This window comes from Paenibacillus campi, from assembly GCF_034659835.1.
In the GTDB taxonomy this organism is placed as follows: Bacteria; Bacillota; Bacilli; order Paenibacillales; family Paenibacillaceae; genus Saccharibacillus; species Saccharibacillus campi.
Window position 1 is genome coordinate 73,055 of record NZ_JAXSQZ010000008.1, and the last position, 18,784, is coordinate 91,838.

At 46.6% G+C, this 18,784-nt stretch carries 12 protein-coding genes; all 12 read left to right on the plus strand.

Annotation, left to right across the window (positions count from 1 at the left end):
- Positions 1-15 precede the first annotated feature (15 nt).
- The 12 genes from U1I11_RS17540 (at position 16) to U1I11_RS17595 (ending at position 18,605) form a co-directional block, all read left to right on the plus strand.
- Positions 16-1,116, plus strand: coding sequence for a formylglycine-generating enzyme family protein (locus U1I11_RS17540; RefSeq protein WP_322907423.1), 1,101 nt, complete (start codon positions 16-18; stop codon positions 1,114-1,116).
- On the plus strand, positions 1,091-2,947 hold the full coding sequence (locus U1I11_RS17545) for a WD40 repeat domain-containing protein (RefSeq protein ID WP_322907424.1): 1,857 nt from the start codon (positions 1,091-1,093) through the stop codon (positions 2,945-2,947). The genes U1I11_RS17540 and U1I11_RS17545 overlap by 26 nt, the downstream gene beginning before the upstream one ends.
- Before the next feature lie 801 nt (positions 2,948-3,748).
- Positions 3,749-4,117: a class Ib ribonucleoside-diphosphate reductase assembly flavoprotein NrdI gene (gene nrdI, locus U1I11_RS17550; RefSeq protein ID WP_322907425.1), complete on the plus strand. Its 369-nt coding sequence runs from the start codon at positions 3,749-3,751 to the stop codon at positions 4,115-4,117.
- A complete protein-coding gene (gene nrdE, locus U1I11_RS17555) occupies positions 4,104-6,188 on the plus strand; it encodes a class 1b ribonucleoside-diphosphate reductase subunit alpha (RefSeq protein WP_322907426.1) in 2,085 nt (694 codons plus the stop codon). The genes nrdI and nrdE overlap by 14 nt, the downstream gene beginning before the upstream one ends.
- Positions 6,189-6,402: 214 nt before the next feature.
- Positions 6,403-6,873 (plus strand): VOC family protein, encoded by a 471-nt coding sequence (locus U1I11_RS17560; RefSeq protein ID WP_322907427.1) that lies wholly within the window; start codon positions 6,403-6,405, stop codon positions 6,871-6,873.
- Between the two features lie 213 nt (positions 6,874-7,086).
- Positions 7,087-8,055 carry a class 1b ribonucleoside-diphosphate reductase subunit beta gene (gene nrdF, locus U1I11_RS17565; protein ID WP_322907428.1) on the plus strand — a complete coding sequence of 323 codons (969 nt, stop codon included), beginning with the start codon at positions 7,087-7,089 and terminating at the stop codon, positions 8,053-8,055.
- 771 nt (positions 8,056-8,826) lie between these two features.
- Positions 8,827-10,941: a response regulator gene (locus U1I11_RS17570; RefSeq protein WP_322907429.1), complete on the plus strand. Its 2,115-nt coding sequence runs from the start codon at positions 8,827-8,829 to the stop codon at positions 10,939-10,941.
- Between the two features lie 6 nt (positions 10,942-10,947).
- On the plus strand, positions 10,948-12,867 hold the full coding sequence (locus U1I11_RS17575) for a sensor histidine kinase (protein WP_322907430.1): 1,920 nt from the start codon (positions 10,948-10,950) through the stop codon (positions 12,865-12,867).
- A gap of 19 nt (positions 12,868-12,886) precedes the next feature.
- Positions 12,887-14,443, plus strand: a complete 1,557-nt coding sequence (locus U1I11_RS17580; RefSeq protein ID WP_322907431.1) for a response regulator transcription factor — start codon at positions 12,887-12,889, stop codon at positions 14,441-14,443.
- Between the two features lie 513 nt (positions 14,444-14,956).
- On the plus strand, positions 14,957-16,609 hold the full coding sequence (locus tag U1I11_RS17585; protein WP_322907432.1) for an ABC transporter substrate-binding protein: 1,653 nt from the start codon (positions 14,957-14,959) through the stop codon (positions 16,607-16,609).
- 190 nt (positions 16,610-16,799) lie between these two features.
- Complete coding sequence (locus U1I11_RS17590; protein WP_416235498.1) at positions 16,800-17,690, plus strand: ABC transporter permease; 891 nt, start codon at positions 16,800-16,802, stop codon at positions 17,688-17,690.
- Between the two features lie 12 nt (positions 17,691-17,702).
- Entirely contained in the window at positions 17,703-18,605 is a 903-nt protein-coding gene (locus tag U1I11_RS17595; RefSeq protein ID WP_322907434.1) for a carbohydrate ABC transporter permease, read from the plus strand.
- The last annotated feature ends 179 nt before the right edge of the window (positions 18,606-18,784 follow it).

Sequence of the window (18,784 nt, forward strand, 5' to 3'; positions counted from 1 at the left end):
TATGGAGGTAAAACGATGAATAGCTTTGCCGAGCAAGTAATCGAACAATTAAATTTTGTGCAAATTCCTGGTGGGGAATTTGTGATGGGCACTTTATGGGATGAAGATCATTTTAATTATTTGATGCATAACTATACGGTGTTTGTAGATTGGTTTATTAAAGAAGTACCGCAACGTTTGCTTCATTTACCGACATATGATATTTCGGAAATCCCGGTTACGTTTGCGATGTTAACGTCTTTTTTGCATGAGACGGAATATAATGTGGATCATTTGCCTGCCATATTACGACAAAACCTGATGAAAGAACCGGGGGATTTCCCGGCTTATCCAGTTACCGCGCCATTAGCAGAAGCATTCTGCGCTTGGCTAAATGAGCATAACAGCGAGTATAGATTTAGTTTGCCGACGGAACCGGAGTGGGAGAAAGCAGCTCGAGGCACAGACGGACGAGAGTTTCCGTGGGGCAACGAACAACAGCCGCCTTTTATTAATATTCGTGGTGTAGGCGACGGAAAAGTCATCGCTGTAAGGCATACTGCCAAACATGAATCACCTTACGGTCTATATGATCTGGCTGGAAATGTTGAAGAAATGACGTCTTCTTTCAATGCAGTCTATGAAGGGCTGCCTATTCAAGTACCGGATTATTTGCGTTACCGCATATTACGAGGCGGAACGGCAGAACATGATCTTGATCTGACAAGATGCGCACGGCGTCATGGGAAGCATCCTAGTACGTTCACAGGCTTTCGAGTTGTACGTAAACAAGCGGTTCCTTTACTTGCTTTGGAGCCGCAGCCTTTTTTATTACAACAGCATGATTGGGTGTTTGCGTCTATTAATAAAGTGACAGAGCATGATGTGTATATGGATTTGGATCGATATGGTGAAGGGATCGTGCCGATTCATCAATTTAGTGAACATGATCTGAAAGTGTTCAAGCGGTTGCATAGTCGTTCTGAAATTATAGTGCAAGTGGTGAGCATGAACGATGAGCAGATCATTTGTAGACGACCGGATATGACAGAAATTTGCAATATGATGTGTACACTCGGTTTTGAGCATATTCAAATGGGAGGTTTTAACGATGACAACGAGCAAATTTTGGGTTAGTGATAAGCATCAGTCTGTTATTCGAGCAGTAGCTTGGTCGCCAGATGGTCGGTGGATCGCAACAGGTTCTTATGATAAAAAAGTAAAGCTATGGGATGCCGTATCACTTGAAGTCGTGAACACATGGGAAATACATACAGATTTGATCGAAGGGTTAGACTTTTCGCCAGACAGTCGATATTTGGCATCGGCAGCGGCGGACTTTTCATGTGCGATTGTAGATTTGGAGACAGGGCTTTTATATCGTCGTTTATGGGGACATACGGACGATTTGATGTGGTGTTCTTTCTCACCAGCGAACGATCGCTTAGTGACGGCTTCTCTTGACCATACAGCCAAAGTATGGGATTTTCATTCAGGCACATTACTGTTCACACTAGGTGGACATGATAATTATCTGAATTCTGCTGCATGGTCACCGGATGGCAAGTATATTGCGACATCTGGTGATGATTCGCTCGTGATGATCTGGGATGCTGCTACAGGCGAAAAAACGTGTGAGCTTTCCGGTCATAAAGGACATATTAATTCCGTTGTGTGGTCTTCGGTAGATTTAAATCTAATTGTAACGGGCGCACACGATGGCAGAATCGTACTTTGGAATCCATTCCGTTCTGAAGTTGTTGGCGAATGTGTAGGGCATAAAAGTGCAATTAAGCGTTTAGCGTTAAGTCCAGATGGCAAATATATTTTAAGTGGTTCGTACGATCGTACGATCAAATTGTGGGATATTGCTACCGGACAGGAACTCAATACAATTGTAGGTGCGCATAAATGGGAAAATTCATTAGCTTGGAATAAAGATAGCAATGCATTTATTTGTGGTTCTTTTGGCGAATCGTTCCGTATATTTGATCCGTTCACAGGCAACGAAAAGAAGACTTCCATGCGAAAAACACATGGTGTTAATATTGTTAAGTATTCTCCAGACGATACAAAAGTATTTGCTGGAGGGGACGATTTTGTGTTGCGCGTATTTGACAAACAAAAAGGTAATGTTTTAGTTGAAAAATTAGCGCATGATAGCATTATTCAGGGCTTGGCGATTTCTCCAGATCAAAAATGGGTGGCAACTAGTTCTTATGATGGAACAATGCGTATTTTTGATGTTAACCATTTGGAAATGGTGATGAAAATCGATGCGCATGATGGCATTATTAATAGCATTACGTGGAGCCCTGATTCGACTAAAGTGATCACCGCTGGCTATGATGGCGATATGAAAATATGGAATGCTACAAATGGTAAACAACTGTTGACTTTAGTTGATGGCACAGGGTTTAAATGTAAAGCGGTCGTATGGGTTAACAATGAAATATTTTCAGGCTATAACTCCGGCTACATTCGTATTTGGGATGCGACTACTGGTGAGAAAAAAGAAGAAGTTAAAATGCATGATGCCTTAATCAATTCGATTGATGTTACATTAGACGGTAAATATGTCGTTTCCGTTTCACGCGACCTTTCGGTTCGAGTTTTTAATGTGGATACAAGGCAAGTGACTATTTTCCAAGAAAATGCTCATCGCAAATCGATCAAGTCAGTCGCTTTCTCGCCAGACAGCAAATTTATTTTAACCGGTTCTTATGATCATACGGCTACGCTTTGGGATTTTGAAACACGAGCGCCGCTACACGTCATCAGACATCATCATAGCGGTATCGCCTATGTAGCTTGGTCTCATGATAGTAAGGAGTTTCTCACAGCCTCCTGGGATACTCAAATCGGACGTTGGAATCTTCAAGGCAATATGATAGGGGTGTATCATAATTCGATCTGCTTGAATGATGCTTCTCAATATTTTGTAGAACAAGTGGAGATCAATAGCTAACGTATTGAATAGGGCAAGCTAACGATTGTGTAACCCGATCAAGTCGAAATAAGCTGGGCGCTGCTTACTGTAATAGTGGCGTCTAGCTTATTTGAGTTTGGGGAAGTGAAATGAGTCGTTGTTAATTTCTTTGAGCGCTAAATGATAGTTAGTTATATGTACAGTTTTTCATCGTTCATTTTCATTGAAGTGATATGAATACGCTATCAAATGCTACGGATCAATCTTTATTTTGAGATTGTATGTTGTAGGAAGCTAACATCTTGAAAATCGGGAAAGTTGTTGCAAGCTTTTTCAATTATGAACTTTCGCGAAAGGTTGTAATTTTCATTTGCTTTTTTGGTGCGAAAGCAGTAAAGTTTTATACTTGAGTGTCCACATTGTGGAGTGGTAAAGCTTCGGATTTTGAAGGCAAAAATGGAAGTTTGAGTAAAAAGCGATCATACAATATATAGTGCGTCAAGCGAAATATTTTTTCGTTCGTACCGATCCGGGGGAAGGGTGGGGACGGATGGCGTAGCTATGCCATTTCAAGGAAAATCGGTGCTGGAACGCTCCTTTTTCGACCGTTTAGGTAGCAGGCAATCGACCTTGACAACACAATATATAGAGGGTAAAATCAATTCCACTCCCTATATATTGAGTCACGGTGTTTGAATGTGCAGTATATGGGTAATTGCTACGTAAGAGCGCTACGGCAGCGGGTTAGCAGCGGTTTGGATCGTGCGGAACGCTTGAAAGTCCTGCAACATGGCACTACATACAGGCACTATATATTGAGTTGAGAAGGAGATGTCACCTATGCTGATTGCGTATGATTCCAAAACAGGTAATGTGAGACGGTTTATCGGAAAATTGAAACATTCATCCGTACAGGCGGTGCAGATTGACGAAGCGCTGCAACTTGATGAGCCGTTCGTATTGATTACCTATACGACCGGGTTTGGGCAGGTGCCTGAAAAGGTGAATCATTTTCTGGAACAAAATCACTCGCGTCTGCTTGGAGTTGCCGCCAGCGGTAACCGTAACTGGGGTGACAATTTCGGCAAAAGTGCAGACTTAATTTCGGAGCGCTATGGCGTTCCGGTTGTGTATAAATTTGAACTGTCGGGCACTACAGGGGATGCCCAACGATTCGTACAGGAGGTAGAAAAAATTGCGACACATTGAATTGAACAATCTATTGATGCAACGCGACGCGAACGGTTTTTTCCGATTGGATAAAGATAAAGAAGCGGTTCAGGAATATATGAAGGAAGTTGACGAGAAAAGTATGCATTTCACGGACACTGCGTCCAAAGTGCGCTATATGATCGACAACGACTACTATGAGGACATGTATGAGCATTACAGCCCGGATGCGGTTGAAGCGGTGTACGAGATTACACATAGCTATGGCTTCCAATTTCCTTCCTATATGGCAGCTTCGAAGTTTTACAAAGATTATGCGGTCAAAACGAATGATCGTGCCCAATATTTGGAGCATTACCCGGATCGCGTAGCGGTGGTCGCTTTGCATCTCGGTCGCGGTAACGCCGACAATGCCAAGACGCTGGCACGTTCGATGATGGAGCAGCGTCTGCAACCGGCAACACCAACATTTCTGAACGCAGGCAAAAGTCGTCGCGGTGAGATGGTATCGTGTTTTCTGCTGGAAATGGACGATTCGCTCAATTCGATCAACTATGTGTTAAACACTTGTATGCAGCTGTCCAAAATCGGTGGCGGTGTAGCGGTTAATCTGTCCAAGCTGCGCGGGCGCGGCGAACCGATTAAAGGAGTAGAAGGCGCAGCGAAAGGCATTATGCCGGTGCTGAAGCTGATGGAAGATGCATTCTCATATGCCGATCAAATGGGTCAGCGTAAAGGTTCCGGTGCAGCGTACTACAATATTTTTGGCTGGGACATTTTGGAGTTTCTTGATAGCAAAAAGATCAATGCCGATGAGCGTACACGTCTTAAAACATTGTCGATCGGTCTGATTGTGCCGAACCGCTTTTACAAACTGGCAGCGGACAATGAAATGTTGCACGTCTTTGCTCCGTACAGCGTATTTAAAGCATACGGCAAACATTTGGACGATATGAATATCGATGATATGTACGATACATTGCTCGCTGACGAGCGTGTGAAGAAAAAAGCGATTATGAGCGCACGTGATATGCTGACCAAAATTGCCAGCATTCAGCTTGAATCCGGTTATCCTTACATTATGAACAAAAGTAATGCCAATAAATTTCATGCTTTGAACGGAATCGGCTCGGTTAAGATGTCCAATCTGTGTACAGAAATATTCCAGTTACAAGAGACAACCGAAATTACCGATTACGGTATGGACGATATGATCCGCCGCGATATTAGCTGTAACCTCGGTTCCTTGAACATCGTTAATGTGATGGAGCTGGGCAAAATTCGTGAGTCGGTGCATGAAGGCATTATGGGACTGACCGCTGTGAGCGATATGACGAACATCGCTAACGCGCCAGGCGTCGCCAAAGCGAACCGTGAAATGCGTTCCGTCGGTCTTGGTGTAATGAACTTGCACGGCTATCTGGCGAAAAACAAAATCGCTTACGAGAGCAATGAGGCAAAAGAGTTCGTACGTACGTTTTTTATGATGATGAACTATTATTCATTGGAAAAAAGTATGGAAATCGCTCGCGAGCAACAGGCAACATTTATAGACTTTGACAAATCCGATTATGCGAGTGGTGTATATTTTGACCGTTATCTCGCTACGGATTATCGTCCGGGCAGTGGACGTGTACAGGAGCTGTTTGGCAGCATGTACATTCCAGGCCCTGCCGACTGGCAAAACTTGAAAGCGGACGTGATGAAACACGGTCTATACCATGCGTACCGGCTGGCGATCGCCCCAACGGCAAGCATTTCTTATATTCAAAATGCAACATCAAGCGTCATGCCAATCGTAGAACAGATCGAGACACGCACGTATGCGAACTCGACCACATATTATCCGATGCCTTATATGCAGCAGGATAATTTCTTCTATTACAAATCCGCTTACCAGATGGATCAATTTAAAGTGCTTGATCTGATCGCTGAAATTCAGCAGCATGTCGATCAAGGCATTTCGACCGTATTGCACGTTAGCAGTGATGTGACAACACGTCAATTGGCTCGTTATTATTTGTATGCGGCGCATAAAGGCTTGAAATCATTGTATTACACACGTACAAAGCGTCTGACTGTGGAAGAATGTATTAGTTGCTCGATTTAAGCTTAAGCTAGAGCTGCCAACGTAAATCGAATGCAGGCACAAGTGATGCTATTACATGAATAGCCAAAAAATATGCCTGTACGATGGCGTTATAGATCGGATGATGATAGGGACTATGCGGTAGGTCATGCTCCGCTAGCGTCGTCAGTATCGTCATACGTTATAAATATGTGATGACAGCATAGCCAGCAACTTGCTGACGGAAAGTGTGCAGATGATGATTCAAGGTATTTTTGAAACGCATATTAATGTTAGCGATGTGGAAGTGTCCGCCCGGTTTTATGAACGATTGCCGGGCGTTACGCTTTTGCATCATGATCTAGAGCGCAAAAGTCGTTTTTACTGGATCGGAGCGCCTGGCACATCGATGTTGGGCATTCGTGAGAACTATCCGTCTGCGCTCGTACAGCGTCAGCATTTTGCATTTGCGACAACTGTGGAGCATTTGCATACGGCTGCCGATGAGCTTGCCAGACTGGGCATTATCGCTCAAAATTTTCATGGCGAGCCAGTACAACATCCCGGTAAGCTGATCGTTTTTCCGTTTATGCCGGCGGTTTCGATTTATTTTGATGATCCTGACGGGCATTCGCTGGAATGGATTGCGATGTTGCCGCATCCGGCAAGACCGGAGCAGCCGCTGATGACTTGGGACGAATGGGAACAATTGCCGCGTTCAACATGAACGGAATAGCCCCTATTTATTTTATACAGCTTGCACAAGAATGATCGTAAGCGCGAAGCGTTACTGACTTCTTTTGCATGCTGTTCTTATGTTGCGCTTATAACGCTTTTATGCGAGTTAACATAAAGTTTTATCGTTGCTGGACATAATCATTTACGATTCAAGATTTGGCTGGTTTTAAGAACCGGTCTATAGGAAAGGGGCAACTTGCTAATGAGTGAGCCAATTAAGGCAGTCAACTGGAACCGTCCGGATGACGATTTTACGATGATGTTCTGGAACCAAAACATTATGCAGTTTTGGACGGATGATGAAATTCCGCTGTCCGATGATAAAATGTCCTGGATTCAGCTAAGCGATACTGAGCGTGAGACGTATATGAAAGTGCTAGGCGGTCTCACATTGCTTGATACGATTCAAGGCGGGATCGGTATGCCGCAAATTTTGGAGCATGTGGACGGCTTGCAGCGTAAAGCTGTACTTGGCTTTATGGCGATGATGGAGCAAATTCATGCCAAATCGTACAGCAGCATTTTCACCACATTGTCATCGACTGAAGAAATCGACAATATTTTCAAATGGGTGGAGGAGCATCCGCGTCTGCAACGTAAAGCGGAGACGGTGCGTCAATATTACAACAATATCAACACACCGAAAGAGCTGTTTCTAGCGATGTCGGCTTCCGTATTGTTGGAAAGCTATTTGTTTTATAGCGGCTTTTTCTATCCGCTCTATCTGGCAGGTCAAGGCAAAATGACGTGCAGCGGCGAGATTATCGACCTTATTTTGCGTGACGAAAGTATCCACGGTGTATATGTAGGTGTATTGGCACAAGAAATCTACAATGATCTGGACGAGCATGAGCAAAAAGATGCTTATGAGACGCTGGAAGGGCTGTTCCGTTACCTGCATGAAAATGAGGAAGGTTATACCGCCGAAGTATACGATCCGATCGGTTTGACCGCTGAGGTGAATGTATTTCTGCGCTACAATGCGAACAAGGCATTTATGAATTTGGGCTTTGATCCATTGTTTCCGGAAGAAGAAGTGAATCCGATCGTATTTAACGGCATTAGCACCCATACGAAACAACATGACTTTTTCTCCAAAAAAGGAAATGGTTATGTGCGTGCGATCAATGTCGAGCGTTTAACCGACGATGATTTCAAATTCGATCTGTAAGTTTGTTTTATAAACAAGCTTGATCCCGCTGTGGATCGATGCTCCGCGGCGTTTGATCCTAAACGATTGCGATGCAAACGAATAAAAATGAATGAATAAACGACAAAAACACTAAACAACAGGCAGCCAGTGGCCGATAAAAATAAAAGCCGATCACATAAATAAACAGGCGCCTTTAGAGATAAAAGGTTAGGTAGAGGTAGACAAAAGGGGATAAGAGAAGGCTGTTTTGCCGCGTTATAAGCGCTGGTGAAGCAGCCTTCTTACGTATGGGCAATAATAATACGTACAATTCCAGATTGTGGCATGATAGGATGATTATCCATAATGAGCTGCCTGATTAACGATGACGATGCTGTACCTGAGCGGAGAGGAGAATTGCGGAGCGATCGCTGTAATAGCAAGCGCTCTTGTCGTTTGCGATAGAATCAAATGAGCGCCAATAGCGTAGTTGCCGCAGGGATTGCAAGCACGACAAACGGTGTGAGGCAGTGCGCTATTCCAATATAAGTAAATTATGTATTGTTGGATACGGGGAGTTATGCCATACTAAATCGTGTACACTATCATCTATGCACATCATGATTCATGTATATCATGGCTGCTCAATGAGCGCAAATAACGGCAATGGTGAACGAACATAGGCGATCATAGGAAGTCGACTGGATCGGAAAAAGCGATTTCACTCGAACATAGACTGCACACATACAATAGAAACCAAACAGATACACTAAACGAACTCAATCAAAATCGGACAGGCGGTGATCAGACATGTACAGCGTAATAGTAGTCGATGATGAACCGATGATGCTGGAAGGCTGGCAGACGATGGTGGATTGGGAGGCATACGGATTTAAGCTGTGCGGCATGGCAACCGATGGGCAAGAAGGGCTGGAGCTGGCAAGACGGCTGCGTCCTGAACTGTTGATTACCGATATTTCCATGCCTGTACTGGATGGAATCGGCTTGATCAAAGCGTTGCGTGAGGAACCGGATTTATCGATGCGAACGATTATTGTAAGCGGTTACTCTGAATTTGATTATGTGCGTCAGGCGCTGCAATGCGAGGTCGATCATTATTTGCTCAAACCGGTGCTTGGCGAAGAAATGCATGAGCTGCTTGCCGAGCTAAAGCTGGTGCTCGATCAAAGTTATGCCGAGCAGCAGCGTATGCGACGACAGACGGAAGCGGCTGCTGCTGCGGCTATTTTGCGGCTGCTGCGCGCTGAGGAAGCGGTCGTACCGGAATATATTGTTCGTCTGTTAAATATGTCACCGACAGCGCAAGTACGCATCGTTGTCGGTGCAGCAGTGGAGGAGCAAGAGACGGCACAAGCGGAAGCATCATCCGTACCGACACATCAAGCTGGAAAAGAATCAATCGTACCGTTAGCGGGTGAAGCGATTCCTGCGCTAACGATACGGTCTGATGAGCATCATACACATTACGGCGACAATGAGCATGAAGCGGCTATGCTATCGTCTAGCTTGCATGTGCGACGCAGCCAGCGACAGCGTGAAGCAACGCCTGCAATCATTGCTGCTGCCAAACGTTCTAGTCAGCGATTGTCAGACGGTACGACAGCGATTGTGGATGTACATTATAAGGCTGGCGAGCACGCCCGCATCATTACCGCTAGTGTAAAGCCGAAGCCGCTTGCCCAGCATACAGCCGAAATTCGGCGCTATCAGTTGGATGAGGTCGAAGTGAAGTCGGCTGCCAATCGCTCCATCGGCATCGGGCATCATCTGGACGGAACGAAGCTAGAGCCAATCGGTTATCGTAGCGGACATATACTACATGATATGGAAGATGACAAATCTTCCGATCAGCCGCTGCGCACTATGGTGGATGATTTACCGTATGTCGCACCGATGGTAAAGCTTGCCGCCGCTTGCCGTGCCGCCGGGTATACGGCATGGACATTTGCCGATCGTCCAGGGCATACCGGATTGCTACTCATTACGGAGCCGTGCGGTCATACGCAGATGGCGTCTATGTTGGAAACGTGCAGACAGGCTGCGATATCGTCCGCTGAAGATGGTGAACAGCTGGCAACGTTGCGGCTGTATTGCAGTCATAGTGCCAGCCGATTAGACGAATTGCCCGGTTTATATGCACGTGCGATGGAACTGCGTCGCTGCTGCGGTTCTACACGCAGCATCGTAATCGATGAGGAAGTTGCTGGCAAGCGTGCGGGTATGGCAGCAGACTGCCGTCTGGATGAAGTGCAGCAGTGCGCGCTTCATTTGCTGCAAGCGGTGCAGCATGGCACTCCGGAGGAAATACGGACGGCGATCGAGCAGCTTCCGCAGCGTTGGGACGGGCAAGCCGTGCCGGACAGTATGTTGCGTGTGCTCATTCGTCACGTATTAGGTGAGCTGCTGCGCTATGCGCAGCGGCATGAGCCGAACATAGTGCTGGACAGTGCCGATTGGCTGTATCGATTGCTCGGCTCGCAAGCCGATGATCCGGCTAGTTGGAGTCTGGATACACTTAAGCAGCTTTGTTTACGTGCCGCCGAACAATGTCCTGCTAAACCTCGCTCCGCCAGAGGCACCGCCGTCAGCATCATTTCGGAGGCGAAGCGGTATATGCAGGAGCATTATCGGGAGAAATTACAACTGCAGGAGCTGGCACAGCGCTTTAATTTGAATGCGGTCTATTTTGGACAGCAATTTAAACGGGAGCTTGGTTGCAGTTTTAACGATTATGTCCACCGCCTGCGCATTGAGGAGGCGCAAAAGTTGTTGCGGCGTACCGATATGAAAGTGGCGGAAATTGCCGCTTGGCTCGGCTATCATGACAGCGACTATTTTACAAATAAATATAAAGCGCTTACAGGTGAGCTTCCATCCGTTTACAAATCGAGAAAGCAAGGATGATGCACAATGTGGTCAAGCCACAAGCCGAATCCACGGCGACAAGGAGGACGAAAACAGAGGCGGCGCTGGACGGAATCACGTACGACCGAAGTCGATAGTAGTGCGGACAAACCGGTGCGCGGATGGCGGCGATTTCTGTTTCACCGAGTGAATGATATTCCGTTAAAATACAAATTTTTGCTTATTTATTTGCTCTGTGTGCTGTTGCCGATTATCGCGATTAACAGCTTTTTTTACCAGCGCAATTCCGCGGACATTCAGGCGCGTGAAGTGGAAAATTTGCGTAAGTCGATCGATCGCGCTTCCGGCGAATTGCTAGGCATGATCAATGAAGGAATCGCGCTCAATCATTCGATCGGTATGGATAACTCGATCTATGAAGCGCTAGATCGTTCTTATGCTTCACCATCGGCTTATTATGACGAATATTATGGCTTTTTGCGCGATAAGTTAACTCGGTATATGTCGGCTAACATTACCGAAGTGCGTGTGTATACAGATAATGGGACGATTCAGACCGGGGCAAATTATTATATGCTAAGCGGCAGCACGCTCGGCAATGAGCCGTGGCTGAAGCAGCTTGCGCAATCCGGCAGTAAGATTACGGTCGCTGCCTATGATGAAACGTCCGGTTTGAATCCGGGTAAACGCATTAGCATCGTCAGTAAAATGAACACTTATGTTTCGCATGCCCGGTATGATAAATATTCTAGAGTCGATCTGGCAGTGAGCAAAGTGTATGATATTTTGAACCGGGAGCGGGACAGTTTGCAATTGCGGCTGGTCGATAACCAGAATCGTGTTGTTGCTGCTAGCGGGGAAGACAGTGTGCAAAATACAGCAATTGTGCCCAATCCGCCGTTACCTGAGCATGAAGATCATACCGGTTATGTAGTGGAGCGTAGTTTGGGCGAATTTAATTATGTAAAAGGCTGGAAATTGATCGGAATTGCTGATACGCGGCGCATTGACAATTTGTTGAATGAAGCGCATCGGTCGATTTTGCTGTTGGCGATTTTCAGTACGGTCATTCCGTCGCTGCTTATTTTTGTTATTTTGCGTTCATATCATGATCGGGTGAAACGTCTGTCTGATCATATGGAAAATATACGGCATGAGCGTTTTGACCGCATCGATATGCCGGAAGGCAGCGATGAGATCGGTGAGCTCATTCGTACATTTAATGTGATGACGATGCGGATTACGACATTGATCAATGATGTGTACAAACTGGAAATTCGGCAAAAGAGCTTTGAACTGGAACGTGTGCGCACCGAGCTGTCGATGCTACAAAGTCAGGTGAACCCGCATTTTCTGTTCAATACATTAAACGCATTGCTAGTGGTGTGTACGAAAAATGGGTATACCGATGTGACCGGCATCATTAAAAATCTGTCGCTCATGATGCGGCAGCTTCTTAGTCGTGCGGACGGATTGGTGCTGCTGGAAGAAGAATTGCAATTTACGTCGATGTATTTGCAAATTGAAAAGTTTCGCTTTGGCGATCTGTTTGATTATACATTTGATATTGATCCGGCAGCGATGCAACAGCGCATTCCGCGTATGAGCATTCAGCCGTTAGTGGAAAATGCGTGCAAACACGGTTTGCAGGCGCGCAAAAACGACCGTAGCATTCGCATTACCGCCCAGATGGACAAATACGGTCTTCATGTGATGGTGAGCGATAACGGGATCGGTATGCCGCCAGAACGATTAGAGCAGCTATTGCAAAATATGAAGTCTGACGAAGCGATGGAAGGGCATATCGGCATTCGTAATGTGTACCGTCGGTTAGAGCTATTTTATGAAGGAGAAGCGGATTTTATGCTGCATAGTGAAGCAGGCGTAGGGACAGAAGCAGGTTTTCGTATTGCCCGTGCGGAGCTGGACGGGGAAGGACATTTCCGGCGCAGACAGTCAGGATAAAGGTTACAGGAGGTGCGCTATGCACGATGTGTTACTAGTAGACGATGAACCATTTGCACTCGAAGGGTTAGAGCTAATGATCGATTGGCATAAATACGGTTTTCGCATCGATGGCGTTTGTTCCAATGGGGAGGAAGCGATCGCTTATTTGCGGGATCATACACCGGCACTGATCGTAACCGATATTTGTATGCCGGTCATGGATGGACTTGATTTGATTCGTACGGCGCGGCGGCTTGGCAATACGACGAGCACATTTGTAATCGCAAGCGGATACCATGATTTTGAATATGCGCGTCAGGCGATGCGGCTTGGGGTATCGCATTATTTGCTGAAGCCGGTAATCGGGCCGGAAGTGGATGGTGTGTTGACACGTGTGCAGCAGCAACTAGCAGAACAAAGTCGCCGCGAGCTGATTTGCCGTACGGCAGACGAATATACGATCCGTCAGCATCTTGCTACCTTGATCGCTGCGCCGGACGCGGGAGTATATGCCTACACCGAACAGGAGCTGACACAGTTGTTCGGTGCAGCGCGATGTTGGTGGAGTTATGTGTATTTGCAAAGTGGCGCGGGAAGTGGCAGTGCAGCTTATACTGAAGCGCTGCGACTCGCTGCCGAGCAAACCGATTGTTATGTACTGTCCGACCGATCCGGCTCATTCGGTATCGTCAAAGGCTGGCATGTTGATGAGGCGGCTACAGCCAGTGAGCAGACAGGGCAACTATGTCAACAGCTCAAACGATGTCTGCCTGACGACACGCGGATTGCGGCAGGGATTCCAGTGGATGATCTGCGGCAACTGCATGAATCGTATGGAGATGCACGCGCGCATAGCCGCTTGCTATTTTTTGACGAGCATAATGATAAAGCTGCTGAGACGAAGCAAGTCACAGCGGCGGAGCCACCTACCGTATCGTCGTCTTTGCTTGCCAAAGCGGAGGCGATTAGTGAAGCGGTAGAAAATGGCGATGCGACGCAGCTATGTCAGCAACTGCAACAGCAATTTGAACATTTTCGCACCGACCGCACAGCACCGGAATGGATTAGCATTTTTAGCAATGAAGTTGTGCTGCGCTGTGTATCACTGTATGCGGAACTAGGCGGAGCAAGCAGTGAACTGCTAGTACCGTCCGAGCTGGAACAAATTACGTGCGTATATAGCGGATTAAAGCTGTTGGAAGAACGGCTAACCGAATTTTGCTTGCGCTGTCAGCAAGCTGTAGCGATGCAGCAAGATACACAAACCGGTGGCGTACAAGCACAAGTAGCCGATTTTTTGCGGCAACATTATACCGAGACATGGACGATTCGCGAGCTGGCGGAGAAGTTTTATATTCATCCGGTCTATTTGGGGCAGTCTTTTGCGCGCCGTTATGGGATGAGCATTCTTGATTTCGTACATGAGCTGCGGATCGAGGAAGCGAAGCGACTGCTGACCAGTACGGAGCTTGCTTTTTGTACGGTCGCTGAGCAAACAGGTTATCGCGGGTATCAGCATTTTTTGAAGCAATTTGAGAAGCGGACAGGGTATCGACCGAGTGATTATCGGCAGCGGTATGAAGGGGTGGAGTGAGTGTTAGTGTTATAGTGTTGGTGTTATTTAATAGCTGAGCGATGTACAGACGCCATCTTTTACTGCGATATGTGTAGCGATAACGGGCATAATAGGTAGGCAATGCGCTTTGTACATCGTCAAAAGCTAAAGTGGCTATACTCGATCCGTGTAAACGGAAGGGATAGCCTTTTTGCGATGGCTATATAAAATGCGAACTTGAAAGTACATTCATCTCGTGTTTGCGTTCTTCAAACACAAGGTGCAATAAAAAGAGGTTTTTGCGCAGCAAAATACCGTACCTCTTTTGAGCACAGGAATCTACAAATTTCAACTCATCGGTAGCTTCCTGTGCGAAACGGGAGTCCGCCCCCTTATTCCTTCCCACAGTGGTGTCCATCCCACATCTCCTGCTAACACCTTAAATTTCAGGTGCACACTTCTTAAATCTGATTATTCTGAAAGCGTATACATTTAGGCATAATAAATCTAAGCAATATGCAATGCGATTCCATATCAAGGGGGAGCAAATGAATGAAAAAGATGAAACGACGGGCCTTCTTTGGTTCCATGTCGCTCGTGTTGGCACTGGGCATGGTGCTGGCAGGCTGTAACGGTGATAAAGACAATGCCGCTTCGGATGACTCCGGGCCGTTCACGATTACCGCTTTTATTAGTACGCCGAACCAGGCACCTGCACAGGATAACCGGATTTACAAAAAGATTCAGGATGACCTGGGCGTGAAGCTCGATATGGAATTTCTGGTCGGTGATTTGCAGCAAAAATTGGGCGTTATGATCGCTGGTGGTGAATATCCTGATCTGATTACAGCTGATCCGAAGCTGGTCACTGCCGGAGCAGTCATTCCGCTGGAAGACTTGATCGACAAATACGGACCAAACTTGAAAAAGCATTACGCTAAATACTGGAACCGTATGAAAGATTCCAGTGATGGACATATTTATTGGTTGCCGAACTATGGCGCCTATTCCGGTGAATTCCATGCCAACTCCTACTCGGGTCCGGCATTTTGGGTTCAAAAGGATGTACTTAAAGATGCAGGTTATCCAACTCCGAAAACATTGGACGATTATATGACGCTCATTCGCAATTATGCGAAAAAGCACCCGACGACAGATGGACAGCCGACGATCGGTTTTACGACACTCGCTTCCGATTGGCGCGTCTTCCCGCTGTTGAATGCACCGGAGCATCTGACCGGGCATCCGAATGATGGCGGCGTCATCGTCGACAACAATGTGGCAAGCGTATTTGCGGACAAAGACATCGCTAAACGATATTACAAAGAGCTGAACGGCTTGTACAACGAAGGCTTGATGGATAAAGAAGCATTTGTGCAAAACTATGACCAGTACTTGTCCAAACTGGCGAGCGGACGCGTACTCGGTATGTTCGATCAGCACTGGAACTTCTCCCAGGCGGAAGACACATTGATCACACAAAAGAAAATCGGCAAAACGTATGTTGGCTTCCCGCTCGTCTACGATACAACGATTAAAGATCATTATCTCGATCGCCCGGTTATTAACCTGAACAACGGCTTTGGCATTAGCGTCAACGCCAAAGACCCTGAACGTATTATCAAATTCCTCGACGCACTGATGGCTGAAAAATATCAAAAGCTGCTGTCTTGGGGTGAAGAAGGCGTCGATTACAAAGTCGATGACAAAGGCAAATTTTATCGCACCGCCGAGCAGCGTCAACAACAAGAAGACCCGGCATGGAAACTTGCTAACCGTGCGGACGCTTTCTACGGCGCAGCACCTAAAATGCAAGGTACGTATAGCGATGGCAATGCAACCGATGCCGGCAGTCAGCCAGAGGAGTTCTACGCTTCATTGAAGCCGGAAGATCGCGCTTTGCTGGATGCATACGGCCACAAAACATGGACGGATTTCTTCTCACCAGCACCGGAAAATCCGGTCTATTACCCGGCATGGCAAATCGATCTGATCGACGGCTCCGAAGCATCGATCGCCAACAAACAGATGAACGATGCTTCACTGAAATTTCTGCCGCAAGCGATTATGGCTGGAACATCACAGTTTGATGGTGTATGGGATCAATATGTAAACGCCTACAAAGCGATTAATGTTAAAGCTTATGAAGATCGCATTAACGAACAAATACAATGGCGTCTGAAAAACTGGGCGGAGAGCAAGTAAGCAAGGCGACACGCTGATCTGCCATCATGGCAGATCGGCTGTCCGCCGTTGCCGGCTCGTCCATCATAATACAGTCGCATGTGCCTAACTGGAAAGGGAGTGGAGTATGACTGATTATCCAAAAAGCATCCGCGCCAAGGGAGAGAAGGCGAGATCGCTTAACGTACCGAAGGAAAGTTTGTGGCGGCGCATGAAAGGGCAACAGCAGCTAATGTGGATGTCGCTGCCAATCGTACTGTATGTGCTTGTATTTTCGTATTATCCGATCTGGGGCTGGACGATGGCGTTTCAGAACTTCAAGCCTGCTCGTAGTTTTATGGATCAGGAATGGGTCGGCTTTAAGCATTTTAAATTTTTGTTTACCGACCCGACCTTTTTGAATGTGTTACGCAATACGCTGGCGATGAGCTTGATCAATATGGTGCTCGGCTTTGCAACCGCGATTGTGTTTGCGATTTTGCTGAACGAGGTTAAAACGCGCTTTTTCAAGCGTACGATTCAGACCGTTTCGTATTTGCCACACTTTTTGTCATGGATTATCGTGACCGGGATCGTCGCCAGTTCGCTGTCGGTCGATGACGGGATCGTGAACATCGTGCTGATGAAGCTGGGGCTGATCAATCAGCCGATTATGTGGCTTAGTATTCCGGAATATTTCTGGGGCATTGTCGGTGCCTCTCATGTATGGAAAGAAGTCGGCTGGAACGCGATTATTTATCTGGCGGCGATTACCTCGATCGATCCGTCACAATATGAAGCCGCCGAGATCGATGGTGCCAATCGTTATCAGAAAATGCTGTATATTACGCTGCCAGGCATCAAGTCGATTGTGATCATTTTGATGATTATGAATGTGGGCTGGATTTTGGAAGCCGGGTTTGAAGTACAATATTTGCTCGGTAATGGTGTCGTTGTCGATTGGTCGCAAACGATTGATATTTTTGTACTCAAATACGGTTTGCAGATCGGTAACTATTCACTTGCGACCGCAGCCGGTATTTTCAAAACGATTGTCAGCATTACACTCATCTTCGCCGCCAATACGATCGCCAAGCGCTTCGGCGACGAGCGGCTGATCTAAGGGGGGATACAGATGAAAAAGAAACCGTTACAGCTAGAGCCGATTGTTTTTAATACGTTTAATGCGATCTTCATGCTGTTAATCGCTGTGGTGACGCTGTATCCATTTCTGAACACATTGGCGGTGTCGCTTAATGCCGGGAATGATACGATTCGGGGCGGTATTTATTTATGGCCGCGTGTATGGACAGAGCAAAATTACAAGGCAGTATTTGCTGGAGGAACGATCTTTAATGCGTTTCTGATCTCGGTGGCACGGACGGTAATCGCTACCGTTGTCAGTCTGTTTCTGACATCGATGCTCGCCTATACGATCAGCCGCAAAGAGTATGTATTTCGCAAACCGATTACGATTATCGTTGTATTGACGATGTATTTTAGCGCCGGTCTAATTCCGTATTACTTCCTCATTCGTGATCTGCATTTGCTGAACAATTTCCTCGTCTACATTATTCCGGGGCTGGTCAGCGCTTTTAATATGATCGTTATTCGTACGTACATTCAGACGTTGCCGGAAGGTTTGATCGAATCTGCCAAAATTGACGGAGCCGGTGATTTCCGGACGTTTATCTCGATTATTTTGCCGCTTTGTCAGCCGGTGCTGGCGACGGTGGCGCTGTTTATCGCGGTCGGACAATGGAACTCATGGTTTGATACATTCCTGTTTGCTTCGTCCAAGCAAAGCTTGAGCACATTGCAGTTTGAGCTGATGAAGCTGTTGTCGTCATCGATGAATACGAATAGCAGCGCATCGGTCGCGAATGGTGCCGATCTGAACGCCGTGCAAAATATGGTCACCCCGGTATCGATCCGGGCGGCGATTACGATTGTCGCTTCCTTGCCGATTTTGATCGTGTATCCGTTTTTGCAAAAGTATTTTGTACACGGTTTGCAGCTTGGCAGTGTGAAAGAATAAGTGGATGTTGGCGCGGACAGCAAATGCAGTGTCGCGCTGCTGCGCTAGGTTTGCCTAGCGGCGTATCGCCTTATGAACGCTGATATGAAATGATTTGGGATGTACATTATATCAAGGCAACTGTAAGGATGCCGCTGTATCGGAGCGTGGCAACACGGCAAAGAAACGCGGTATCCTTT

Bases quoted from the DNA above. Each gene is read 5' to 3' on its own strand.
- U1I11_RS17540 (WP_322907423.1), top strand. From the start codon at position 16: ATGAATAGCTTTGCCGAGCAAGTAATCGAACAATTAAATTTTGTGCAA.
- U1I11_RS17545 (WP_322907424.1), top strand. From the start codon at position 1,091: ATGACAACGAGCAAATTTTGGGTTAGTGATAAGCATCAGTCTGTTATT.
- nrdI (WP_322907425.1), top strand. From the start codon at position 3,749: ATGCTGATTGCGTATGATTCCAAAACAGGTAATGTGAGACGGTTTATC.
- U1I11_RS17560 (WP_322907427.1), top strand. From the start codon at position 6,403: ATGATGATTCAAGGTATTTTTGAAACGCATATTAATGTTAGCGATGTG.
- nrdF (WP_322907428.1), top strand. From the start codon at position 7,087: ATGAGTGAGCCAATTAAGGCAGTCAACTGGAACCGTCCGGATGACGAT.
- U1I11_RS17570 (WP_322907429.1), top strand. From the start codon at position 8,827: ATGTACAGCGTAATAGTAGTCGATGATGAACCGATGATGCTGGAAGGC.
- U1I11_RS17575 (WP_322907430.1), top strand. From the start codon at position 10,948: ATGTGGTCAAGCCACAAGCCGAATCCACGGCGACAAGGAGGACGAAAA.
- U1I11_RS17580 (WP_322907431.1), top strand. From the start codon at position 12,887: ATGCACGATGTGTTACTAGTAGACGATGAACCATTTGCACTCGAAGGG.
- U1I11_RS17585 (WP_322907432.1), top strand. From the start codon at position 14,957: ATGAAAAAGATGAAACGACGGGCCTTCTTTGGTTCCATGTCGCTCGTG.
- U1I11_RS17590 (WP_416235498.1), top strand. From the start codon at position 16,800: ATGAAAGGGCAACAGCAGCTAATGTGGATGTCGCTGCCAATCGTACTG.
- U1I11_RS17595 (WP_322907434.1), top strand. From the start codon at position 17,703: ATGAAAAAGAAACCGTTACAGCTAGAGCCGATTGTTTTTAATACGTTT.